Below are 19,358 nucleotides of genomic sequence, written 5' to 3'. Positions count from 1 at the left end.
ATGAAACGCAGCAAAGGCTTCACCCTGATCGAACTGCTGGTGGTGCTGGCGATCATCGCCACGCTGATGACCATAGCCATGCCGCGCTACTTCAACAGCCTGGAAAGCTCCCGCGAAGCCACCCTGCGCCAGAGCCTGGCGGTGCTGCGCGAGGCGCTGGACCACTACTACGGCGACACCGGTCACTACCCGGACTCGCTGGAGCAGTTGGTGGAGCAGCGTTACCTGCGCAACACCCCGATAGACCCGATCACCGAGCGCAGCGATGCCTGGCAGCTGGTGCCACCGCCTGAAGGCGTGGCCGGTGGCGTGGCCGATATCAAGAGCGGTGCCACAGGGAGGGCGCGCGATGGCAGCCTGTTCGCGGAATGGTAAGGCCGACGCCGGCTTCACCTACCTGGGCGTGTTGCTGCTGATTGCGGTCAGCAGCGTGGCCCTGGCCGCCACCGGCACGCTCTGGGCCAGTGCTGCCCAGCGTGACCGCGAACGCCAGCTGTTGTGGGTAGGCAGCCAGTATGCCCAGGCCCTGCGCAGCTACTACCGCGCCTCGCCGGGGCTGGCCCAGTACCCGCAGGAATTGGCCGACCTGCTGCAGGACAACCGCTTCCCGCAGGCCAGGCGGCACATTCGCCGGCTGTACCCCGACCCCATCACCAACAGTGACGATTGGGGCCTGCTGCGCTCGATCGATGGCCGCATCACCGGGGTGCACAGCCGCTCGGACGCCACCCCGTTCAAGCGCAGTGGCTTCAGCGCCGAATGGAGCGGTTTCGACGGGCTGGAACATTACAGCGACTGGCAGTTCGTCGCCGAACAGGCCTTTACCGAAAGTGCCGGTGGCGTGCAGACCCATGCCGGCCCGGGAGACACGCCATGAGCCGCCTGGCCGCGTTGTGCCTGGGCCTGCTGCTGGTGGCAGTGCTGGCCACCTCGGCCAGGGCCGGGGACGAGGACGAGATGCAAGGCTTCATCGTCGACAACACCATCTCGCACATCGGCCACGACTTTTACTACTACTTCGCCGACCGCCTGCGCGCCACCAGCCGGCTGGATTTCAACCTGGTAGTGCGCGAACGCCCGGATGCCCGCTGGGGCAGCCTGGTCACCGTGGAGTTCGAGCGTGAGGTGGTGTACCGCCGCTTCCTGCCGCCGAACACCACCGAGCTCAAGGACGAGGCCGTTGCAGCAGCCGACCTGGTCAAGCAGCAAATCATCCAACGCAAGTTGCAACGCCTGCTGCAGGACACCACCGATCTGGAGAGGGACGAGCTATGAAGCACCACATACCCCTTTGCATCGCCGCCTGCCTGTTGGCCAGCGCGTGTGCCGCCCAGGCCACCGAGCTGGTGTACACCCCGGTCAACCCGGCCTTTGGCGGCAACCCGCTCAATGGCACCTGGTTGCTGAACAATGCGCAGGCGCAGAACGACTACGACGACCCCGACCTCAAGGACCGCTCCTCGGCCTTTGCCGGCACCACGGCCCTGGAGCGCTTCAGCAACCAGCTGGAGTCGCGGATGTTGTCGCAGTTGCTGGACAACATCAGTAACGGCAACACCGGCAGCATGGCGACCGATGCGTTTCTCATCGACGTCATCGACGATTCCGGGGCCTTGAGTATCAAGGTCACCGATCGCGCCACAGGAGAAATTTCGATCATTGAGGTCAGTGGCCTGAACCCTTGAAGGGGCAAGGCTATTTGTTGGGGAGAGAACACCATGAAACGTCTGCTGAGCACGCTGCTGATCCTCACCGCCCTGGGTCTGCACGGTTGTGGCCTGCGCGAACCGATGCCCGCCGAACAGGACTCGGAAACCCCGACCCTGACCCCACGTGCCTCGACCTACTACGACCTGATCAACATGCCACGGCCCAAGGGCCGGTTGATGGCGGTGGTATATGGCTTCCGCGACCAGACCGGGCAGTACAAGCCGACCCCGGCCAGCTCGTTCTCCACCAGCGTCACCCAGGGCGCGGCAAGCATGCTGATGGACGCCCTGAACGCCAGCGGCTGGTTCGTGGTGCTGGAGCGTGAAGGCCTGCAGAACCTGCTGACCGAGCGCAAGATCATCCGTGCTTCGCAGAAAAAGCCCGATGTGCCGGAAAACATCATGGGTGAACTGCCGCCGCTGCAGGCTGCCAACCTGATGCTGGAGGGCGGCATCATCGCCTACGACACCAACGTGCGCAGCGGCGGCGAAGGTGCCCGCTACCTGGGGATAGATATCTCCCGCGAGTACCGCGTCGACCAGGTGACCGTGAACCTGCGCGCGGTGGACGTGCGCACCGGGCAGGTGCTGGCCAATGTGATGACCAGCAAGACCATCTATTCGGTCGGCCGCAGCGCCGGGGTGTTCAAGTTCATCGAGTTCAAGAAGCTGCTCGAGGCCGAGGTGGGGTACACCACCAACGAACCGGCGCAGCTGTGCGTGCTGTCGGCGATCGAGGCGGCGGTGGGGCACTTGCTGGCGCAGGGGATCGAACGGCGGCTGTGGCAGGTGGCGGGGGATGCGGGGGAAGGGCAGGCTACGGTGGACAAGTACCTGAGCCAGAATCAGCAGCCGTGATTGGCTACGAGGGCCTCTTCGCGGGCTCGCCCGCTCCCACAGGTACTGCGCTGCCCTCAGGCCTGGCGCGATCCCTGTGGGAGCGGGCAAGCCCGCGAAGAGGCCGGTACAGGCGACACATTATTTTCATCACTGTTGATACCCTTGGCGGCGGGGATGACCTCATTGCTTGCTCGTCTCTGTAGCGGCCTTGCGCCGCCTGGCAGTATCCAGGTCTGGCGCCGGTGTTTTCCGGTATTTCTTGATGAAGTCGTGAAGCAGGCTGAGCGCCAAGGGGGTGGCGCCGAGGAGAGTGGTGCCGATGCCGAACAGGATCGCAACTGCGCTGGTGTAATACTCGGCGAGCAGTCCTGCTATAGGAATGGCGATCACCATTGACACTTTGAAAAGCGCGCTGGTTATACCGGTGACCCTGCCCAACACGTCGGCTGGGACGACGGTTTGGCGAAGTGTCCACACCGCAATCACTACGTAGGACTCGAAAAAACCGACGAGAAAGCACGAGGCGAAAAACACAGCTTGGTTGGGCAGGAGCAGTGGTAGTGCGCCGGATACGGCCATTAGCAGGCAGCACAGGAGTGCAAGTTTGCGATTGCCAAAAAATGCAATTGCCCTTGATGCTGTCAGCCCCGAGATGATTGCGCCTGCGGCGAGCCACACCAAGAGATTAGGTGCGTTCTGGGCGCTGAAATGGCCGGTCCCCACTGCGTAGATGAGCACATTCAGCAAGTACACTCCGGTGAAGGCATTGTTACCCATGACCACAAGGACAAGGCGGAGCAGTGGTTTGTTGCTTGTCAGGATGCCGATGCTTTCCAGGAAAGAGCCTCTCCGTTGTCTCGGGTGAGAGGTGGACTGGCTGCTGGGCAGTGCGAGCAGGTAGATCAGTCCAGAGATGCAGAACAGACCTGCGATCCCGAAAAAGCCTATCTTGGGACTGCTCAGTGACAGGAGTAGCGAGGCAATCAAAGGGGCAAAAATCAGTGCGATGTTTTCAGTGACCAGTAATGTGGCGTTCATTCTGGGGAGTTGTGAGGCCCGGGCGACATTGGGCAGAACTGACGAGCGCAGATTGTTGAGGAAGTACGTGCCGATTGATATGGCGGTGAGAAAGATGAACGTCTCAGCGATCGTCTGGTCTGGCAGTCGCATGCTGTAGCACGCCGACGCACCGCAAAGTGCGATGGCGATGGTGCAACCGAGTAGGCGTTTCTCGAAACGGTCTACCAAAACGCCAATGCAATAGCCGAAAAGCACGGGGCCTATGTATGCGAGTGCGCGAAGAAATGATCCAAGCACGCCGTCACCGCCGTTGAAGATAAAAAAGAGCGGGGTGTAGATGAAAAGCACTTGAGTACAGAAGATCTCGATGCCGAACGCTGAGATCAGTAGGTGTAACGGGTTGAGCTTACTCATCGTCAGAGCCCACCTGCAAGCTGTGCCGCAGTTGTCTTAGCCACTGCTGGCTAAGAGAGCTGTCGCGGTGTTCCGTGTAAGCTGGGGCAAGCGCCTCAAACAGAGTGTGAAGCGTTGCGAGTGCGCTGCAGACAGCAATGATGGCCGCTTTACAGGGAGAGGTGTCGACCAGTTGCCAGAATCGAACCATGTCAAGTGGGTGAGGTTTGTTGGTAATGAGGCATGCTGTGTCCAATATCAGGCGCATGCGCGCCTCTCCAGCAAGCACCCCGCGGTGGAGCCTGATGAGATTGAAATACAGCGTGGCTTCGGCATTGCAGCGGTCCACGCCCATTTCTCTCCAAGGCTCGCGGTTCGCTTCCAGGACCGCAATATCTGAGTGATCGGTATACAGGTGATGTATCTCTAGCGAGACAAATAGGTAGACCTTGCCATTGCGTAGAACGTAGGGCAGATAGCAATCTTGGATCTCGATGGGTAGGCTTGCTGGGAGCTCGACTTCCTTGAGCAGTGTCAATGCAACGTCTTTATTGGCCCAATGTCGCGCCGTCAGTGCATTAGCTTGCTGGTCAGTGATGATGAATATGCGCTCGCTGTCAAAGCCGTAGTAGTCGAAGCCTACTCGTTTCGCTGCGGCACACACAGAGCGGTGGGCCGCCACAGGTACATATATGTCAATGTCGGTGCGCATGCCGGGGGTGAAGAAGGTCGCGTGTTCCAAGCATCTCGGAAACCCCTGTAGGAACATGCAGTTGTGCACTTTCAATGTTTTAGCGAGCTTGGATTCAACTGCCGAAAACTGCGCGCGGTATGTTTCCAGATAAAAATCGTTCATTCCGGCCGTTGCAGGCATTGAAAGCAACGCGATGCTTTCTACTTTGTGGCGAATTAGTGTTGGTAGCATCGCAACTAGTTGCTTTTCTTCCATGCCTTCAATGATGGCGGGGCGATTTAGTGCGATCGAATCGAGCAAGCCTGGCAAGAAAGTAATTAAATTCTCTGGGTTGGCCATTATTTCCTCATTTGCTTTGCGCATTTTCGATAAGAACCTGGCTTCTGCGTGCTCCGTCTGGTTGCCGTTTCCTTCATGCGTTCTAGGAAGGGTCTAGGGGTGCTCGAGGATAGGTCGCTGACCAAAAGGGGGGGACGTTTATCGCGTTGGTGGAACTCCCGAGGGATCAAAAAGACTTGCAAAAATGGCTTGTCTTTCCGAAAAGCGATAGGGACATCTGTCTTGGTGATTTCGATATTTGTGAACAGTGGGCCGGCCCACCAGTCCGTTTCCACAATCCCTTCGATGATCGTGTAGGCGGAAGAGGATGCGCGATTGATTGGGCTTCGAATCCACAAACTGGAGCCAGGTGGTGTGCTTGCAAAATATCCTGACCATACCTGTAGCATTCCGCGCTCGGGAAACGACTCCAAAAAAACGGGCAGGGTGTCCACCAGTTCGGTGTCGACGTTTCCACACCAGTGTGCCATCGAATTGGGCAGGAAAATTTTGTCCACGATGATCCAGTCGCTGATTCCTTCAAATTGGATCAGCGTCTGCGTACCGTCCCAGTACAAATTGAAATCGATTGGTGGGTAAAGTAGGTAGCCCATGCTGTTAGCCACCAAAAAGGGTTCGCAATACTGGTGCGCCCGGGTGGGAATGTTCCCTGCCAGATCGATTTGGGCTGGGGTGGGTAATGGGGATTCTGGCCACCCACGATAGAGCTCAATGGCGTGTTCCATGACTATGTCATTACCTTGAAGTGATTGGGCTTACGACGGGGTTAGGGCCCCGCCGTAGGCTGAGGTTTATTTGTTACTTCAAAGGTGCTGAGCCTCCGCCAGCGCTGCGAACTTGTACACCATTGGAGGTCACGGCGGGAATGCTGCTAGAAATTACGATTTTCATAAGTTTTCCTTGAGATTGAGATCGCCTAGGGATAGGCAGGAGTCAGGGTAGGAACTTGATTTGTCATTGTCAACTTTAGAAGTTCAATTCGAGTCTTGGGTGTTTCTTGTGTGTGCGTATTTGTAGGAAAGGGATGTAGGAAGTATTCGTGGGGTGTTCATTGTAAGAAATATTTGTAGGAAATTGTGAGCGGTTGTCTAGAGGGAGTTACTCAGGGCTGCTGTTGGGTGGCGGAAAAAAAGGGGTTGAAATTCGTGTTCGTGTTAGCTAAGACTAATTGGGTGTCGCAATGCTGATGTCGGGGTAGGTATCCACATGTCATACGCAAAGAGGTTTCGGCGAAGTTTGCTGGATGGTAAATTGGAGCTGATTTTGGAAGCGCACAATGGGATGTCAGCACGCATTGTGGAGGAGGCTGGCTTCTCAGCAATATGGGCATCGGGCTTATCCATTGCTTCGGCGCTAGGGGTGAGGGATTGCAATGAGGCATCATGGAGTCAGATTGTTGAAGTTGCGCAGTCGATTCATGACGCCGTCAGCATTCCTATACTGTTCGATGGTGATTCAGGGTTTGGGAACTTTAATAATGTCAGGCATGTCGTCAAGCGGCTTTCGCATTACGGGATCGCTGGCATCTCGCTTGAGGATAAACTATTTCCGAAAATGAATTCGTTCATTGCTGGTGCGCAAGCGCTGAGTTCAGTGGATGAATACTGTGGGAAGATAAAAGCTGCCCAGGACTCAAAGTGCGACTGCAATTTCACGGTCATTGCTCGCACGGAGGCATTGATTGCGGGGCTGGGTGTCGAGGCCGCGTTGAAAAGAGCCGAGTGCTATCACGAGGCAGGGGCTGATGGAATATTTATTCACTCCAAGGCTGTCGATGGGTTGGATGTTCTGGAATTTGGTAGGCAGTGGGGGAAACGATCACCGTTGGTCGTCGCTCCAACGACTTATATGGACACGCCATTGGCGTTGCTGGAGCAGGCTGGTGTTTCTATTTATATCTGTGCAAATCATATGATGCGGGCCTCTATTCACGCAATGCGCAAGGTGGCCGGACAGATAAGAAAAGATAATGGCATAAGTGCGATAGACTCGGACATTTCCTCGCTAGAGGAGGTTTTTTCTCTGCTTGATTACGATGAGTTGAAAGCTGCCGAGAGGATATATGGACAGTAGCGCAGATTCTCAGTCGACGTTGAAATTGCTTCGCATGGCGATGGAAGGCTGTGCGAGTATTAAACTAAGTGACGGTGAGACTGTGCTTAATCACGCGTTATGGTGTGCGCATCAAGCGATGAACGCACACTGTGATAGCCAGATTGTTGTGGCTGCGTTGTTTCACGATTTAGGGCACTACCTATGTGCTGGTGATCCAGAGTTAGCGGACTATCACAGGGATCGCGAACACGCGACGCTAGGGGCGCGCTGGCTGGCTCGCTGGTTTCCGCTGGCGGTGTGCGCCCCAGTCGACCTGCATGTCGATGCCAAGCGCTACCTGGTGACTGTCGATGCCGATTACCGCCAGCGTCTTGGGGCTGGCTCCCTGCAGAGTCTAAACAATCAGGGGGGAGTGATGACATCAGAGGAAGTCTCTGAATTTCGTCGCGCCGAGCATTTTGAAAGTGCGTTGCTCGTCAGACAGTTTGACGACGTGCCATTCAATGGAGAAACCCTGTCGCCTTACTTATGGTATGAACCAATCGTCGTATCAGTTATGAGGTGATTATGCCAAAAAAATCTGTAGATTCGCATGTCCACTTATTGTTGAGCAAGAAACAGAAAGTGCCCGACTGGGATTCGGTGAGGCGAGTGCTGGATGTGGCAGCGCTCAGTGGCCTGGATGCGTTATGTATTACAGAGCATATCGAGGCCAATGCCTATCAAGCATTGATGGAGGGATTGTTCGTAGATGAAAGCATGGAAGGTAGTTCAAGGGAAGACGGCAGGCTAACCTATAAGGGGGTTGCAATTTTTCCCGGTGCAGAACTTGAGTTAGCCAACAGGTGCAATGTGGGTGTGCATGCCGACTTGGATGTTTTGATGGTGCTGGACCGTGAGGCGGGTGCATACACTCTCGAGCGTATTCATACAGCCTTGGTGCAGAAGGGGAAGCCCTTTAAATTGGTGGTTCACCACATATTCTGGCCGGGTAAGACGTGCGACGACCTTAAGGAGTTGGCTCAATATGTGGATGCTATTGAAGTTCCGGCCAAGGATCTTCTGAATGTTGAAAAATATGTATCGCTTGCCGAGGCGCTCAGGCTCGACACCACGGGCGGGTCTGATGCACATACTTTCATTCAGGTAGGGGCATGCCACACCGTTTTCGAGGCGCCGGAGACTGTTCGGGGTTGCACAGCACAGCAATGGATTTCAAGCAAGAAGACCAGCCACTTTTATACCGAGCAGGCTCCGCGTTTAGTAGCTATGTCTAATATATATCGTCAATCACTGATAGGTTAATAGTATGAACTTTAATGCTTGCAATCTGCCTGTACGAAAAGCCCATGTTGAAGCAATCCTGGCCGCCAGGAAGATGACGCTTGAACATTTTCAGGATCTAAGTTATGACGCAACGTATGTTTATTTTTGTGGTTTTGGGCACTTGAGCGCGGTGGCCGAGCATTTGGCTGTTCCGTTGAGTGAGTTCTTTGTGGGGCAGACGGAAAGCGATCTGGATGATGGAGTAAAAATTGCGAGGCGCAATGGCTCGTTCAAGCGCGAGGAAATCAGGGATGGTGTGCACTATTACACTTACGAGCATCTGGTCAAGACTAACCAGGATCCCGGTTTGATGGCGTTGCGTCTGGATTTGCATAGTGACGATGATCAGCCCTTGCGTCTGAATGAAGGGCACTGTTCCAAAGAAATCGTTTATGTGGCACGGGGCGTTGTTCGCGTTTGCTGGCTGGGTGACAATGATGAGCTTAAAGAAGATGTGTTGAGTGAGGGGGACTCTATTTTTATCCTGCCAAATGTCGCCCATAGTTTCACTAATCATATAGCAGGTGAAAAATCCGAGATTATTGCCATCAATTATCGTTGAGCGCTGCTCGGTTTGGGAGGCAGCTATATGAGTCCGCGCTGTTATGTGATAAAGCTGGGAGGAAGCGTTACAACGGAAAAGCGGGAGCGCTATGTATTGAGGTGCGATGTGATCTCTAAGATCGCATCGGTATTGAAAGCCAAGCTGGCGTATATTGATTTGCCGGTAATTTTGATTTTTGGAGGAGGGTCATTCGGGAATGTGGCTCCCACTGATTATCGAATATTTGAGCAGCAGGTAGGGTTGCCTTCCGCCAATCTGCCGATGATGACATCTGTGATGTTTTCGATGTTGTTAGATATCACACGGATATTTGTCGAGCATTCGCTTCGTGTGTATCCATTTCAAAGCGGTGCCTTACTGGGGGTTGATGAGTGCGGTCAAATTATGATTAACACGCGCTCGCTAACTGCTGCTATGGCGGCGGGATACATACCTTTGCTAACAGGTGACTTATTGCTGCAGGGTGAGCGGCGGGCGGAAATTTATTCTAGTGACAATATTGCTGCGCTACTTACGGTGGACTTTGAGGTCCGTAGGGTGCTGTACTACTCTGATGTTTCTGGCGTTTATGATGGGGCTGGTAATTTAATTTCCATGGTGGATGATTCCAATGCTTCAGAAGTTGAGGGGTTCGTAAGTGGCTCGTCCTTGACGGATTTGACCGGCGGTATGCGCAATAAGTTTATGCAGCAGCGGTTGCTCGCGAGTCGGGGTGTTGTGTCCGAAGTTCTCTCCTTCGATTTTTTTGAAGAGGTGGATATGTCTCTGTGCGGGCTGTGTCAATTTGGGACGTTATTTTCGAGCGGGTGATGCCATATGTTAATTGCACTTGCTGGTATTGATGGTTCTGGAAAGTCCACGCAATGCCGACACCTTGAGCGCCTTCTGGTGTCCAAGGGGTTGCGTGTCAAAGTCATCGATAAGTGGGAGATTTTGAAGGAGGACACTTTTCCAGAATGTCGGTTTGTAAAGTCGGACCTTGAACAGTTGAGGACATGTATTGCACAAATGCAGGGGGCTTCCCGTGCATTGTTTCTGATGTGGTCAATCGCAACTGTGATGAAGCAGTGCGAGGATAACTCAGAGCAGATTTACATTCTCGACGGCTATTGGATGAAACACATGGCGTCCGAGATATTGTACGGCAATGACGAAGAATGGCTGCTGGGACTGGCATCGGTCTTGCCGCCTGTCGATAAAGTGCTCTATTTCAACGTCGATGTTTCACGCACTAGCGTCAGAAAGCAAGCTTATACCCCTTATGAGTGCGGGCGGAACGCCGTGAGCCGAGAGGCTTTCTGCATGCACCAAACGGCGCTGAAGGGATTGATGGATCGATGGTCGAAGAGTATGGGCTGGACGATTATCGATGCCAACCAGTCAGAGCCCATCGTCTCCGCTGCCCTGATGGAATTTCTGATTCCCTTACTGAGGGATTGCTGATGAATCGCTCAGTGGGTCTCATCGGACTGGGGCGTATGGGGCAGGCTATCTGTCAACGGTTGCTGGCCAACCAGGTGCCCGTGCACATTCATAATCGAACGAAGGAAAAGTCTGTTGATCTGATACGGCAGGGTGCAATTTGGGCAACGGATATGGTTGCTCTGGTGAGAGAAGTACGACTCCTGTTCATCTGCACATCCGGTAGCGAGGCGGTGCAGGACGTTTACTATGCTCGCGATCTGGGCCTGCTTTCTTGTCTGAGAGCTGGCAGTGTAGTAGTTGACATCGGCACGCTTGCGCCCGAAGCAGCCAAAGCTTTGCATGCTGCTTTTATCGAGCAGGGGGCAGATTACATCGAGTGCCCAGTTTCAGGCGGTGTGGAGGGAGCGCTCGCAGGGACATTGAGTGCCATAGTATCGGGCAGGGCAGAGGCTTATGAGTTGGTGCAGCCGCTACTCAAGGTCTTCTGTGCGACGGTCTCCTATGTGACGGAGCCAGGTAAGGCGCAGCGTCTGAAGATCCTGAATAACTTGGCTGAAAGCATCAACCTTGCAGGTGCTATAGAGGTCATTAGCCAAGGATTGGCCCAAGGACTAGATCTGAAGTCCATGGCAGAAGTTTTCACGTCCTGTCGAGGGCGGTCTGCGTATATGGATGTCGCGCTAGGTTATGCACTGTCGGGTGGTGCAACCAGTAATGTCAGCCTTGCCGTGCGCTGCAAGGACTTAGACTTGGCGCAGGAGCGATTGCCGAGCGGTCAGGAATATCCGTTTTCAAACTTGGCGATGACGACCTTTCACAAGGTTAAGCAGGTGTGCGGTGAGCAAGGAGACCAGTGCCAGTATTTCTCATTCTATCCAACAACAAAGCAAGGAGGGCGTCATGAATATTCGCAATGATGTGATCATCGAGGATACTACGTTACGCGATGGCGAGCAGGCCCCAGGCGTTTCTTTCGACAGAGAAACTAAGCTGAAAATCTTTGATGCACTGGTGGACGCGGGGGTCAGGTGGATTGAGGGTGGTATAAACGCTATGGGTGGCAGTGAGACTCGTACCCTGCGCGAGATGCTGGAGCGAACCGAGGCGACGGACATCAACCTGGTCGGTTGGAATCGAGGGGTGAAGGAAGATATCAGGAAAACTTTGGATCTGGGGTACAAGTACGTTCATATCGGTCTGCCAACTTCGGATGTCCACCTCAAGGACAGTATCAACAAGTCAAAAAGCTGGCTGATCCAGCAGGCCTGTGACTTGATCGATTATGCAAAGCAGCGGGGCGCCTTCGTCTCGATCAGTGCCGAGGATGTAGGGCGTTCCGATCTTTCCTTCGTTGTTGAATATGCCGGGCATGTTCAGGCGGCCGGGGCTGATAGGCTTCGGTTGTCCGATACCGTTGGCGTGATGACGCCGCAGCAGTACCATCATGTGGTCAAGGTTGTTTCGACGCAGACGTCTATTGACACGCAGTGTCATGCGCACAATGACTTCGGTTATGCAGTCAGCAACACGATTTCTGGGTTGTTGGCGGGCGCGCGGTACTTCCATGTCACTGTCAATGGTGTCGGCGAGCGGGCAGGTATGCCTGATATTGCCCAAGTGCTGATGTCCTTGAAGGTACAATATGGCGTCGATCTCGGTATCAAACTTGAAAAACTGCAGCATTTGAGCGCGGTCGTAGCTGAGGCCACTAATTCTCGCATTTACCCTTGGCAGCCTGTGGTGGGTGCCAATGTCTTCGCCCACGAGTCGGGTATTCATGCCAACGGCACGATCAACAACGGTGGTGCATTTGAGCCATTCGCGCCGGAGCTATTGGGGCGTGATAGGCAGATCGTGGTGGGCAAGCATTCTGGGCGGGCCTCATTGAAATATGCGTTGGATTATCTACAAGTCGCTTATGTGGAGGATGAGCTTCCAAGACTGCTGCAGTTAGTGCGCGAGGTATCGATGATCAAGTCGCGCGCTTTGAGCTTTGATGATGTGGCACTGTTGCATTCGACGTTGAATTGAAGGAGTCCTGATGCAAGCCACGTTAACGGTCAGTAGGCAGGCGTTGGCCCTGCTGTTGCAAACCCGCAAGATGACGCTGGAGAACGCCCAGGAGTTTTATCATGACGCAGGCAGCATGGTTCGCATCGGTTTTGGCCAACTCACTCGTCTGGCTAAGATGCTGGATATTCCCTTGGCACATGCCGTTCATGAGCTCGACGGAGAGGGTGATGACCTACGGGACAAAGTGAAAATTTGTCGCAAACAGGCGCAGTTCGAGCGCCTGAGGGTTGTGGGTGTGCAAGATCAGCCTGCCTACTTGTATCGGCATGTGATGAAAACGATGGCAGACAAGCATCTGATGGTGCTCCGAACCTCTCCACTCTTCACCAGAGTCGATGATGCCCCGCTAAACGACGGCCATCAGGTGAAAGAGTTTGTGTACGTCCTTTCAGGTGTGGTTGGCGTCCTGTGGTCCGGCAGAGCGGGGCACCGCCGCACTGATGTACTGTCGACTGGAGATTCGATTTTCATTGATTCTTGGATCCCGCATTCATTTTATGCGGTACAGGCCGACTCGCAGATCTTGGCGGTCGATTACGCTTGAGGCTGAGTTTACTTTGATAGTTGTGATTCCACTGCTGGTCAAGGTGATGACCAGCAAGACCATCTACTCGGTCGGCCGCAATTCCGGGGTGTTCAAATTCATCGAGTTCAAGAAGTTGCAGGAGGCTGAGGTGGGGTACACCACCAACGAACCGGCACAGCTGTGCATGCTGTCGACGATCGAAGCGGCGGTGGGGCATTTACTGGCGAAGGGGATTGAACGGCGGTTGTGGCAAGTGGCAGGGGATGCGGGGAAGGGCAGGCTAAGGTGGACAAGTACCTGAGCCAGAATCAGCAGCCGTGATTGGCTTTGAGGGCCTCTTCGCGGGGATGCCCGCTCCCACAGGTTCAGCGTCAACTCGAAGCCCGCGCTGTCCCTGTGGGAGCGGGCGCGCCCGCGAAGCAGGCGACGCGGTGGATGGCACCGGCTTTGCCGGTGTTCGCGGGCATGCCCGCTCCCACAAAGCTTGTGCAAGCTTCCAGATCTTGGGCAAGGCGATGCTCCTGCGTATCCCTTTACGTAAACGTCACCATATGCCACCTTCTACCGCAGCCTGATGACGGCCAGGGATTTCTCCCGCACACTGCGGAAAATTCCCAAGCCCGTTCCCCGCCACCTTGCGGGGTACAGCCGGAGTAGAAAATGGCGCGACAACTAATAACAAACGCCCACGACCCGCTGCACGAATCCCGCCAGGCCCGCCTGAAGCTGGCCAGCGAAGGCGAGCTGCCACTGGGCATGCTGCGCGACGAGATCGATGCCTCCTGGCGGCGTAGCCTTGGCCATGGCCTGGATTGCCTGCAGGGCGAGCAGGTCGGCCTGGGCCTGGAGCAGGGCCACGACCTGCGCATGCTGCTGGAGCGCAACCGCCTGCTGGTCGACGCCGTTACCCCGGAACTGGACTACCTGGTCGCGCGTCAGGGCAAGGCCGGCATCGTCATCCTCGGCGACGCCCAGGCCAACGTGCTGGCCATCGAAGGGCAAACGCACGTGCTGCAGCGCGAGGGCCTGCGCGACCTGCACCCGGGCAGTTGCTGGAGCGAGTCGCTGCGTGGCACCAACGCGATCGGCACGGCAGTGGTGGAAGGCCGGCCGACCTTGATCAACTGCGGCGAACATTACCTCGACCGCCTCAGCCCGTTCTCCTGCACTTCGGTACCCCTGCGCGACCCGCGCGGCGAGGTGATCGGCGTGCTCGACATCACCCGTGAAGGGGTGATGGCGCAACCACAGGACAGCCTGTCGACGCTGATGCTGGCGGCCGGCAACATCGAAAGCCGTATGTTTGGCCTGTGCCATCCGGAGCAATTGGTGCTGGCCTTCCACAGCCGCCCGCAATACCTCAACAGCGCCTGGCATGGCCTGCTGGCGCTGAGCCTGGACGGTGAAGTGCTGGCTGCCAACGACAGTGCCTGCCAGCTGTTGCAGGTGCCGCGCCATGAGCTGTTGGGCCGGCGCAGCAGCGACCTGCTGGGTGAACGGTCACCGGCCTTCATCGCCCGCCTGTGGCAGGGCGGGGTGAGCAGTGTGCAGACGGCCAAGGGCGAGTTCTACTTCCGCGCCCTGCAGCTGCCGCGCCATGGCCGGGTCAACGGCAGCACGCCGGTGAGCAAGCTGGCGCCGGGCAAGCAGTCACCCGCCCTCGACGCCCTGGCCGGTGGCGACCAGCGCCTGGCGCGCAACCTGCGCATGGCCCGCCAGGGGCTGGGCAATGGCCTGCCGGTGCTGCTGCTGGGCGAGACCGGTACCGGCAAGGAAGTCGTCGCACGGGCCCTGCACCAGGCCAGCCCGCGTGCCGACAAACCGTTCGTGGCCGTCAACTGCGCGGCCATCCCCGAAGGGCTGATCGAGTCCGAACTGTTCGGCTACCGTGAAGGTGCGTTCACCGGCTCGCGCCGGGGCGGCATGGTCGGCCGGCTGATGCAGGCCCACGGCGGCACGCTGTTCCTCGACGAAATCGGCGACATGCCGCTAGCGCTGCAGGCGCGCTTGTTGCGGGTACTGCAGGAACGGCGCGTGGCACCGCTGGGGGCGGGCGACGAGCAGGACATCGATGTGGCATTGATCTGTGCCACGCACCGCGACCTCAAGCGCCTGGTGCAGGAGCAGCACTTCCGCGAAGACCTTTACTACCGGGTCAACGGCGTGTCGCTGCGCCTGCCGGCACTGCGCGAGCGTGATGACCTGGCGGTGATCATCCAGGGGCTGCTGGACAAGTCCGATGCCCGGGGCGTGACCTTGGACCCGGCCCTGAACGCGTTGCTCGAAGGCTTCGACTGGCCGGGCAACATCCGCCAGCTGGAAATGGTCGTGCGCACCGCGCTGGCCATGCGCGAGGACGGCGAGCAGGTGCTGACCCTCGACCACCTCACCGACTGCCTGTTGGACGAACTGGCCAGTGGCACGGCGCCTTCCGGCAGCCTCAAGGACAACGAGCTGGAGCTGATCCGTGGCGCCTTGGCGCGCCATCAGGGCAACGTGTCCGCGGCGGCCGAGGCGCTGGGTATCAGCCGGGCGACGCTGTACCGCAAGCTCAAACAGTTGCGCGGCTGACGTGGGCGGCCTGTTCGCCCGGCTGGTGGAGTCCAGCGACCCTGTGCTCATGCGCCAGGCGTTGGCCTGGCTGTATGGTTTCGTGCGCCCCCATCGACGCGCCATCGGCCTGTTGCTCGGTTTGTCGCTGGGCGCCTCGTTGCTGGCGCTGGCGCAACCCTGGCTGGTCAAGACGCTGATCGACGAGGGGCTGCTGGCCAAGGACTACCAGACCCTCTGGCACATGGCCGCGATCATGATCGGCGCGGGCCTGCTGGGTACCGTGCTGGCCGGGGTCAACCGCTACCTGCACACGCGCTTGTCGGGGCGCATCCTGTTTGCCCTGCGCGACAACCTTTACCGCCACCTGCAGCAGCTGTCGCCGACGTTCTACGGGCGGCGGCGCATCGGCGACATCCTTTCGCGGCTGGATGGCGATGTGGCGGAAATCCAGCGCTTTGCCGTGGATTCGCTGTTTTCGGCGGTGTCGGCGGTGATCGGCCTGGTGGGCGCGGTGGTGTTGATGCTGATGCTTTCGTGGCAACTGTCGCTGCTGCTGGCGCTGCTGGTACCGATCGAAGTGCTGTGGCTGCGCTGGATGCGGCGCAAGGTGGAGCGCGAAGTACGCAACCTGCGCGAACGCTCGGCAGATGTGTCGTCATTCCTGGTCGAAACCCTGCCGGCGATGAAGTTCATCCAGGCCGCCGGCCAGCAAGGCCGCGAGGCGGGGCGCCTGGACCAGCTGGGCCAGGGCTACATGCGCCAGCTGCTCAAGGTGCAGGTGACCGAATTCTTCACCCAGGCCATCCCCGGCACGCTGACCTCCTGGTGCCGCGCCTGCGCGTTCCTGGTCGGCGGTTGGTGGGTAATCCAGGGCACTTGGCAACTAGGTGCGCTGATCGCCTTTTCCACCTACATGGGCATGGCGGTAGGGCCGGTGCAGAGCCTGCTGGGCCTGTACGTGGCGGTGCAGCGCATGGCGGTGAGCCTGGGGCGGGTGATGGAACTGAAGCAGGAGGCCGTGGCCGTGCGCCCGGCGGCCAACCCGCAGCCGGTGCCCGACGGGCCGGGCGAATTGCGCCTCGAGGGGGTGAGCTTTGCTCATGAAGGGCGCCAGGGCGCGGTGCTGAACGACGTGCAGGTGTGCGTGCCGGGTGGCCTGAAGGTGGCCATCAGCGGTGCCTCGGGGGTGGGCAAGTCGACCCTGATCGACCTGCTGCAGCGCTTCTACGACCCGGACGCCGGGCGCATCCTGCTGGACGGCACCGACCTGCGCGAACTGGACCTGGCCGCGCTGCGCCGGCGCATTGCGGTGGTCAGCCAGGATATCGTGCTGTTCCGCGGCACCCTGGCACAGAACCTGGCCTATGGCGTGCCCGAGGCCAGCCGTGAGGAACTGGAGCGGGTGGTGCGCCTGGCGCGGCTGGACAGCCTGGTCGACAGCCTGCCGCTGGGCCTGGACGGCCTGCTGGGTGAGCGTGGCCAGCAGTTGTCCGGCGGGCAGAAACAGCGCATAGCCATCGCCCGCGCGGTGCTGCAGGCGCCGGCGATCCTGGTACTGGACGAGGCCACCTCGGCGGTGGACGAAGCCACCGAGCGCGAAGTGATCGCGGCCATCGACCAGCTGTTCGCCGGCCGCACGCGCATCCTGATCAGCCACCGTGCTTCGACCCTGGCCGATGCCGACCTGCACCTGCAGTTGCAAGCTGGCCAGTTGCAGGTGCTGCCCGAGGAGGTGATCAGGCATGGGCACTGACGTGCGTGTTGGCGTGATCGACAGTGGTTGCACGCCGGAGCAGGCCAGCGCCTTGCTGGGCGCGCGCCGCTTCTGGCTGGAGGACGGCCAGTTGCGCGAAGGTGACATGCTGCCCGACCAGCTTGGGCACGGTAGCGCGGTGCTCGCCGGCTTGCAGCGGGAGGCCGGGCCGGTGCCCGTGCTGCTGGCCCAGGTTTTCGGCGCCCAGGCCAGCACCAGTGCCTTGCAGGTGGCGGCCGCGCTGCTGTGGCTGGTGGAGGCGGGGGTTACGCTGGTCAACCTCAGCCTTGGCCTGCAGCAGGACCGGCCTGTGCTGCACCAGGCCTGCGCCGAGGCTTTGGCCGCGGGTGTGCTGTTGTGCGCCTCCAGCCCGGCCCAGGGCGGGCCAGTGTATCCGGCCAGCTACCCCGGGGTGATACGGGTCACAGGCGACGCCCGCTGTGCGCCTGGCCAGTGGTCCTGGCTTGGTACCCGGCAGGCGGACTTTGGCGGTTATGTGGGGGCGGGCGGCAGGGCAGGCGCGAGCCTGGGCTGCGCGGCCCTGAGTGGCAGGATCGCTGCGTTGCTGCGTGACGAGCCGGGCATGGGCCAGCAGCAGGTTCATGACTGGTTGCGCCACCACGCGGCGTTTACCGGCCCAGAGCGACGAGGTGTCGGCCATGGCTGAACCGCGCATTGTAGTGTTGGGGGCAGGCCCTGCGGGTGCGGCCACGGCCATTGGCCTGCGGCGGCTGGGTTATGCGGTGACGGTCGTGTCGGAGTGGCGCCGGTTCGCGGCGGTCGAAGGGGTTTCGCAGCGGGTGCTGGACGGGCTGCGCCACGCCGGCCTTGGCGGGGCGTTGCGCCAGGCGGCGATGCCGGCGACTCGGCAAGTGCACTGGAACGGCCAGCAGCTGCAACTGAACCAGGAGTTTCTACTCGACCGGCAAAGGTTTGACCGGGCGCTGCGCGACGACCTTCAGCGTGCGGGTGTGAGCGTGGTCGAGGGGCGGGTGCGTGAGGTGGTTCGCCAAGTCGTTCATGGTATTCGCCTGGACGACGGGCAGGTACTGCAGGCCGATTTCCTGGTCGAAGCCCGAGGCCGCCAGGCCCCGTTGGCCGCCGACCGCCTGCGCGGGCCGGAGACGGTCAGCTTGCTGAATGTCTGGCAGGCCGCCCCCGGGGCGCCCGCGTCGGCGGTGGAGAGCCTGGCGGATGGCTGGGCGTGGATGGCGCGCCTGGAAGACGGCCGCTGCTACTGGCAAGTCACCCTGGACGCCGTCGGGCTGCCGGGCAAGGCCGGATTGGCGGATTACTGTGCGGCGCGGCGAGCCGGGAGCGTGCTGGTGGCCGAGCTGTTCGATGCCAGGGCCTTGGCGCCGGCAGAGGTGCATGCGCGCAGCAGCACCGCGATTCTGGCCGGTGAGTGCGTCGGGCAGGACTGGATACGCGTGGGCGATGCTGCGATGGCCGTTGACCCGCTATCGGGTAACGGGATCTTCCAGTCGCTGTCTTCGGCGCTGCAGGCGCCGGTGGTGATCAATACCTTGCTGCGCAGGCCCGAGCGGGCCGGGTTGGCGCGGCAGTTTCACCAGCAGCGGATCGAACAGCTGTTTTTGCGTTTTGCCCGGATCGGGCGGGATTTTTATGGGCAAGAGCAGGGTCGGGTGGGGCAGCCGTTCTGGGCGCGGCGGCAGGGTTGGCCGGACATGCAGGCATTGCACGTGGCGGCGGACTGGAGCGCGGTGAGGGTCGAGCGGCGGCCGGTGTTGCGTGACGGGCTGGTGGATGAGGCCGAGGTGGTGGTGACGGCGGATCAGCCGTTGGGGGTGTGGCATTTGCAGGGGGTGGAGCTGGCGCCGGTGGTGCGGGGGCTGCGTAGCGGCCGACCTCTCGAGTCAGTGTTGTCAGGCCTGCCAGGGGAGCAGCAGATGATGGTGCGGCGGTGGTTGTTGGAGCAGGGCTTGGTTTGAGATTGCCGGGGCCGCTTTGCGGCCCTTTCGCGACACAAGGCCGCTCCTACAGGTTCGGTGATGCCCATGATGCTTGTGCGGTACCTGTAGGAGCGGCCTTGTGTCGCGATGGGCTGCGTAGCAGCCCCAGGATTT

Annotated in this window: 21 protein-coding genes and 1 pseudogene; 19 read left to right on the top strand and 3 right to left on the bottom strand. The window is 58.9% G+C overall.

Annotated elements, in window-relative coordinates:
• Genes E5221_RS15625 through E5221_RS15605 form a run of 5 tightly spaced genes read left to right on the top strand, consistent with a single transcriptional unit; the run spans position 1 to position 2,567 of the window.
• A complete protein-coding gene (locus E5221_RS15625; RefSeq protein ID WP_024087221.1) occupies positions 1-375 on the top strand; it encodes a type II secretion system protein in 375 nt (124 codons plus the stop codon).
• Positions 350-877 carry a type II secretion system protein gene (locus E5221_RS15620; protein WP_013972856.1) on the top strand — a complete coding sequence of 176 codons (528 nt, stop codon included), beginning with the start codon at positions 350-352 and terminating at the stop codon, positions 875-877. Before E5221_RS15625 ends, E5221_RS15620 begins: the two co-directional genes overlap by 26 nt.
• On the top strand, positions 874-1,275 hold the full coding sequence (gene csgE, locus E5221_RS15615) for a curli production assembly/transport protein CsgE (RefSeq protein ID WP_013972855.1): 402 nt from the start codon (positions 874-876) through the stop codon (positions 1,273-1,275). The genes E5221_RS15620 and csgE overlap by 4 nt, the downstream gene beginning before the upstream one ends.
• On the top strand, positions 1,272-1,685 hold the full coding sequence (locus E5221_RS15610; protein WP_247845940.1) for a curli assembly protein CsgF: 414 nt from the start codon (positions 1,272-1,274) through the stop codon (positions 1,683-1,685). Before csgE ends, E5221_RS15610 begins: the two co-directional genes overlap by 4 nt.
• 33 nt (positions 1,686-1,718) lie before the next feature.
• Positions 1,719-2,567, top strand: coding sequence for a CsgG/HfaB family protein (locus E5221_RS15605; RefSeq protein WP_015270587.1), 849 nt, complete (start codon positions 1,719-1,721; stop codon positions 2,565-2,567).
• Positions 2,568-2,729: 162 nt separating this feature from the next.
• Here E5221_RS15605 and E5221_RS15600 read toward each other — a convergent pair whose 3' ends face one another.
• Genes E5221_RS15600 through E5221_RS15590 form a run of 3 tightly spaced genes read right to left on the bottom strand, consistent with a single transcriptional unit; the run spans position 2,730 to position 5,720 of the window.
• A complete protein-coding gene (locus tag E5221_RS15600) occupies positions 2,730-3,983 on the bottom strand; it encodes an MFS transporter (RefSeq protein ID WP_247845939.1) in 1,254 nt (417 codons plus the stop codon).
• Positions 3,976-4,995 (bottom strand): hypothetical protein, encoded by a 1,020-nt coding sequence (locus E5221_RS15595; RefSeq protein WP_247845938.1) that lies wholly within the window; start codon positions 4,993-4,995, stop codon positions 3,976-3,978. Before E5221_RS15595 ends, E5221_RS15600 begins: the two co-directional genes overlap by 8 nt.
• Positions 4,995-5,720, bottom strand: coding sequence for a DUF6065 family protein (locus tag E5221_RS15590; protein WP_247845937.1), 726 nt, complete (start codon positions 5,718-5,720; stop codon positions 4,995-4,997). The genes E5221_RS15595 and E5221_RS15590 overlap by 1 nt, the downstream gene beginning before the upstream one ends.
• A gap of 481 nt (positions 5,721-6,201) precedes the next feature.
• On the opposite strand from E5221_RS15590, the gene aepX reads away from it, so the two are divergent.
• The 14 genes and pseudogenes from aepX to E5221_RS15520 all read left to right on the top strand — a co-directional run bounded on the left by aepX (position 6,202) and on the right by E5221_RS15520 (position 19,223).
• Positions 6,202-7,068: a phosphoenolpyruvate mutase gene (aepX, locus tag E5221_RS15585; RefSeq protein ID WP_282189713.1), complete on the top strand. Its 867-nt coding sequence runs from the start codon at positions 6,202-6,204 to the stop codon at positions 7,066-7,068.
• Entirely contained in the window at positions 7,058-7,615 is a 558-nt protein-coding gene (locus E5221_RS15580; protein WP_247845935.1) for an HD domain-containing protein, read from the top strand. Before aepX ends, E5221_RS15580 begins: the two co-directional genes overlap by 11 nt.
• 59 nt (positions 7,616-7,674) lie before the next feature.
• Entirely contained in the window at positions 7,675-8,355 is a 681-nt protein-coding gene (locus E5221_RS15575) for a PHP domain-containing protein (protein WP_247845934.1), read from the top strand.
• A gap of 4 nt (positions 8,356-8,359) precedes the next feature.
• Positions 8,360-8,938 (top strand): hypothetical protein, encoded by a 579-nt coding sequence (locus tag E5221_RS15570; RefSeq protein ID WP_247845933.1) that lies wholly within the window; start codon positions 8,360-8,362, stop codon positions 8,936-8,938.
• Positions 8,939-8,965: 27 nt separating this feature from the next.
• Complete coding sequence (locus E5221_RS15565) at positions 8,966-9,751, top strand: hypothetical protein (protein WP_247845932.1); 786 nt, start codon at positions 8,966-8,968, stop codon at positions 9,749-9,751.
• A 6-nt stretch (positions 9,752-9,757) separates the two neighbouring features.
• The gene (locus E5221_RS15560) at positions 9,758-10,384 is read left to right on the top strand and encodes a hypothetical protein (protein ID WP_247845931.1); all 627 of its coding nucleotides are present in this window, start codon (positions 9,758-9,760) and stop codon (positions 10,382-10,384) included.
• Positions 10,384-11,283 carry an NAD(P)-dependent oxidoreductase gene (locus E5221_RS15555; RefSeq protein WP_247845930.1) on the top strand — a complete coding sequence of 300 codons (900 nt, stop codon included), beginning with the start codon at positions 10,384-10,386 and terminating at the stop codon, positions 11,281-11,283. Before E5221_RS15560 ends, E5221_RS15555 begins: the two co-directional genes overlap by 1 nt.
• On the top strand, positions 11,267-12,397 hold the full coding sequence (locus E5221_RS15550; protein ID WP_247845929.1) for a hypothetical protein: 1,131 nt from the start codon (positions 11,267-11,269) through the stop codon (positions 12,395-12,397). Before E5221_RS15555 ends, E5221_RS15550 begins: the two co-directional genes overlap by 17 nt.
• A gap of 10 nt (positions 12,398-12,407) precedes the next feature.
• Positions 12,408-12,983 carry a cupin domain-containing protein gene (locus E5221_RS15545; RefSeq protein WP_247845928.1) on the top strand — a complete coding sequence of 192 codons (576 nt, stop codon included), beginning with the start codon at positions 12,408-12,410 and terminating at the stop codon, positions 12,981-12,983.
• Positions 12,984-13,026: 43 nt separating this feature from the next.
• Positions 13,027-13,286, top strand: a pseudogene (locus E5221_RS15540) (CsgG/HfaB family protein); the annotation flags it as partial.
• Between the two features lie 339 nt (positions 13,287-13,625).
• Positions 13,626-15,536: a sigma-54-dependent Fis family transcriptional regulator gene (locus tag E5221_RS15535; protein WP_247845927.1), complete on the top strand. Its 1,911-nt coding sequence runs from the start codon at positions 13,626-13,628 to the stop codon at positions 15,534-15,536.
• Between the two features lies 1 nt (position 15,537).
• Positions 15,538-17,271: an ABC transporter ATP-binding protein gene (locus E5221_RS15530; RefSeq protein ID WP_247845926.1), complete on the top strand. Its 1,734-nt coding sequence runs from the start codon at positions 15,538-15,540 to the stop codon at positions 17,269-17,271.
• Entirely contained in the window at positions 17,261-17,938 is a 678-nt protein-coding gene (locus tag E5221_RS15525; RefSeq protein WP_061552597.1) for a hypothetical protein, read from the top strand. Before E5221_RS15530 ends, E5221_RS15525 begins: the two co-directional genes overlap by 11 nt.
• Positions 17,931-19,223 carry a tryptophan 7-halogenase gene (locus E5221_RS15520; protein WP_247845925.1) on the top strand — a complete coding sequence of 431 codons (1,293 nt, stop codon included), beginning with the start codon at positions 17,931-17,933 and terminating at the stop codon, positions 19,221-19,223. Before E5221_RS15525 ends, E5221_RS15520 begins: the two co-directional genes overlap by 8 nt.
• Positions 19,224-19,358 lie beyond the last annotated feature (135 nt).

This window comes from Pseudomonas sp. A2, from assembly GCF_023100865.1.
Classification (GTDB): domain Bacteria; phylum Pseudomonadota; class Gammaproteobacteria; order Pseudomonadales; family Pseudomonadaceae; genus Aquipseudomonas; species Aquipseudomonas asiatica.
Note: the sequence above shows the minus strand (reverse complement) of the source record. Positions and strands in the feature narration are given on the sequence as shown.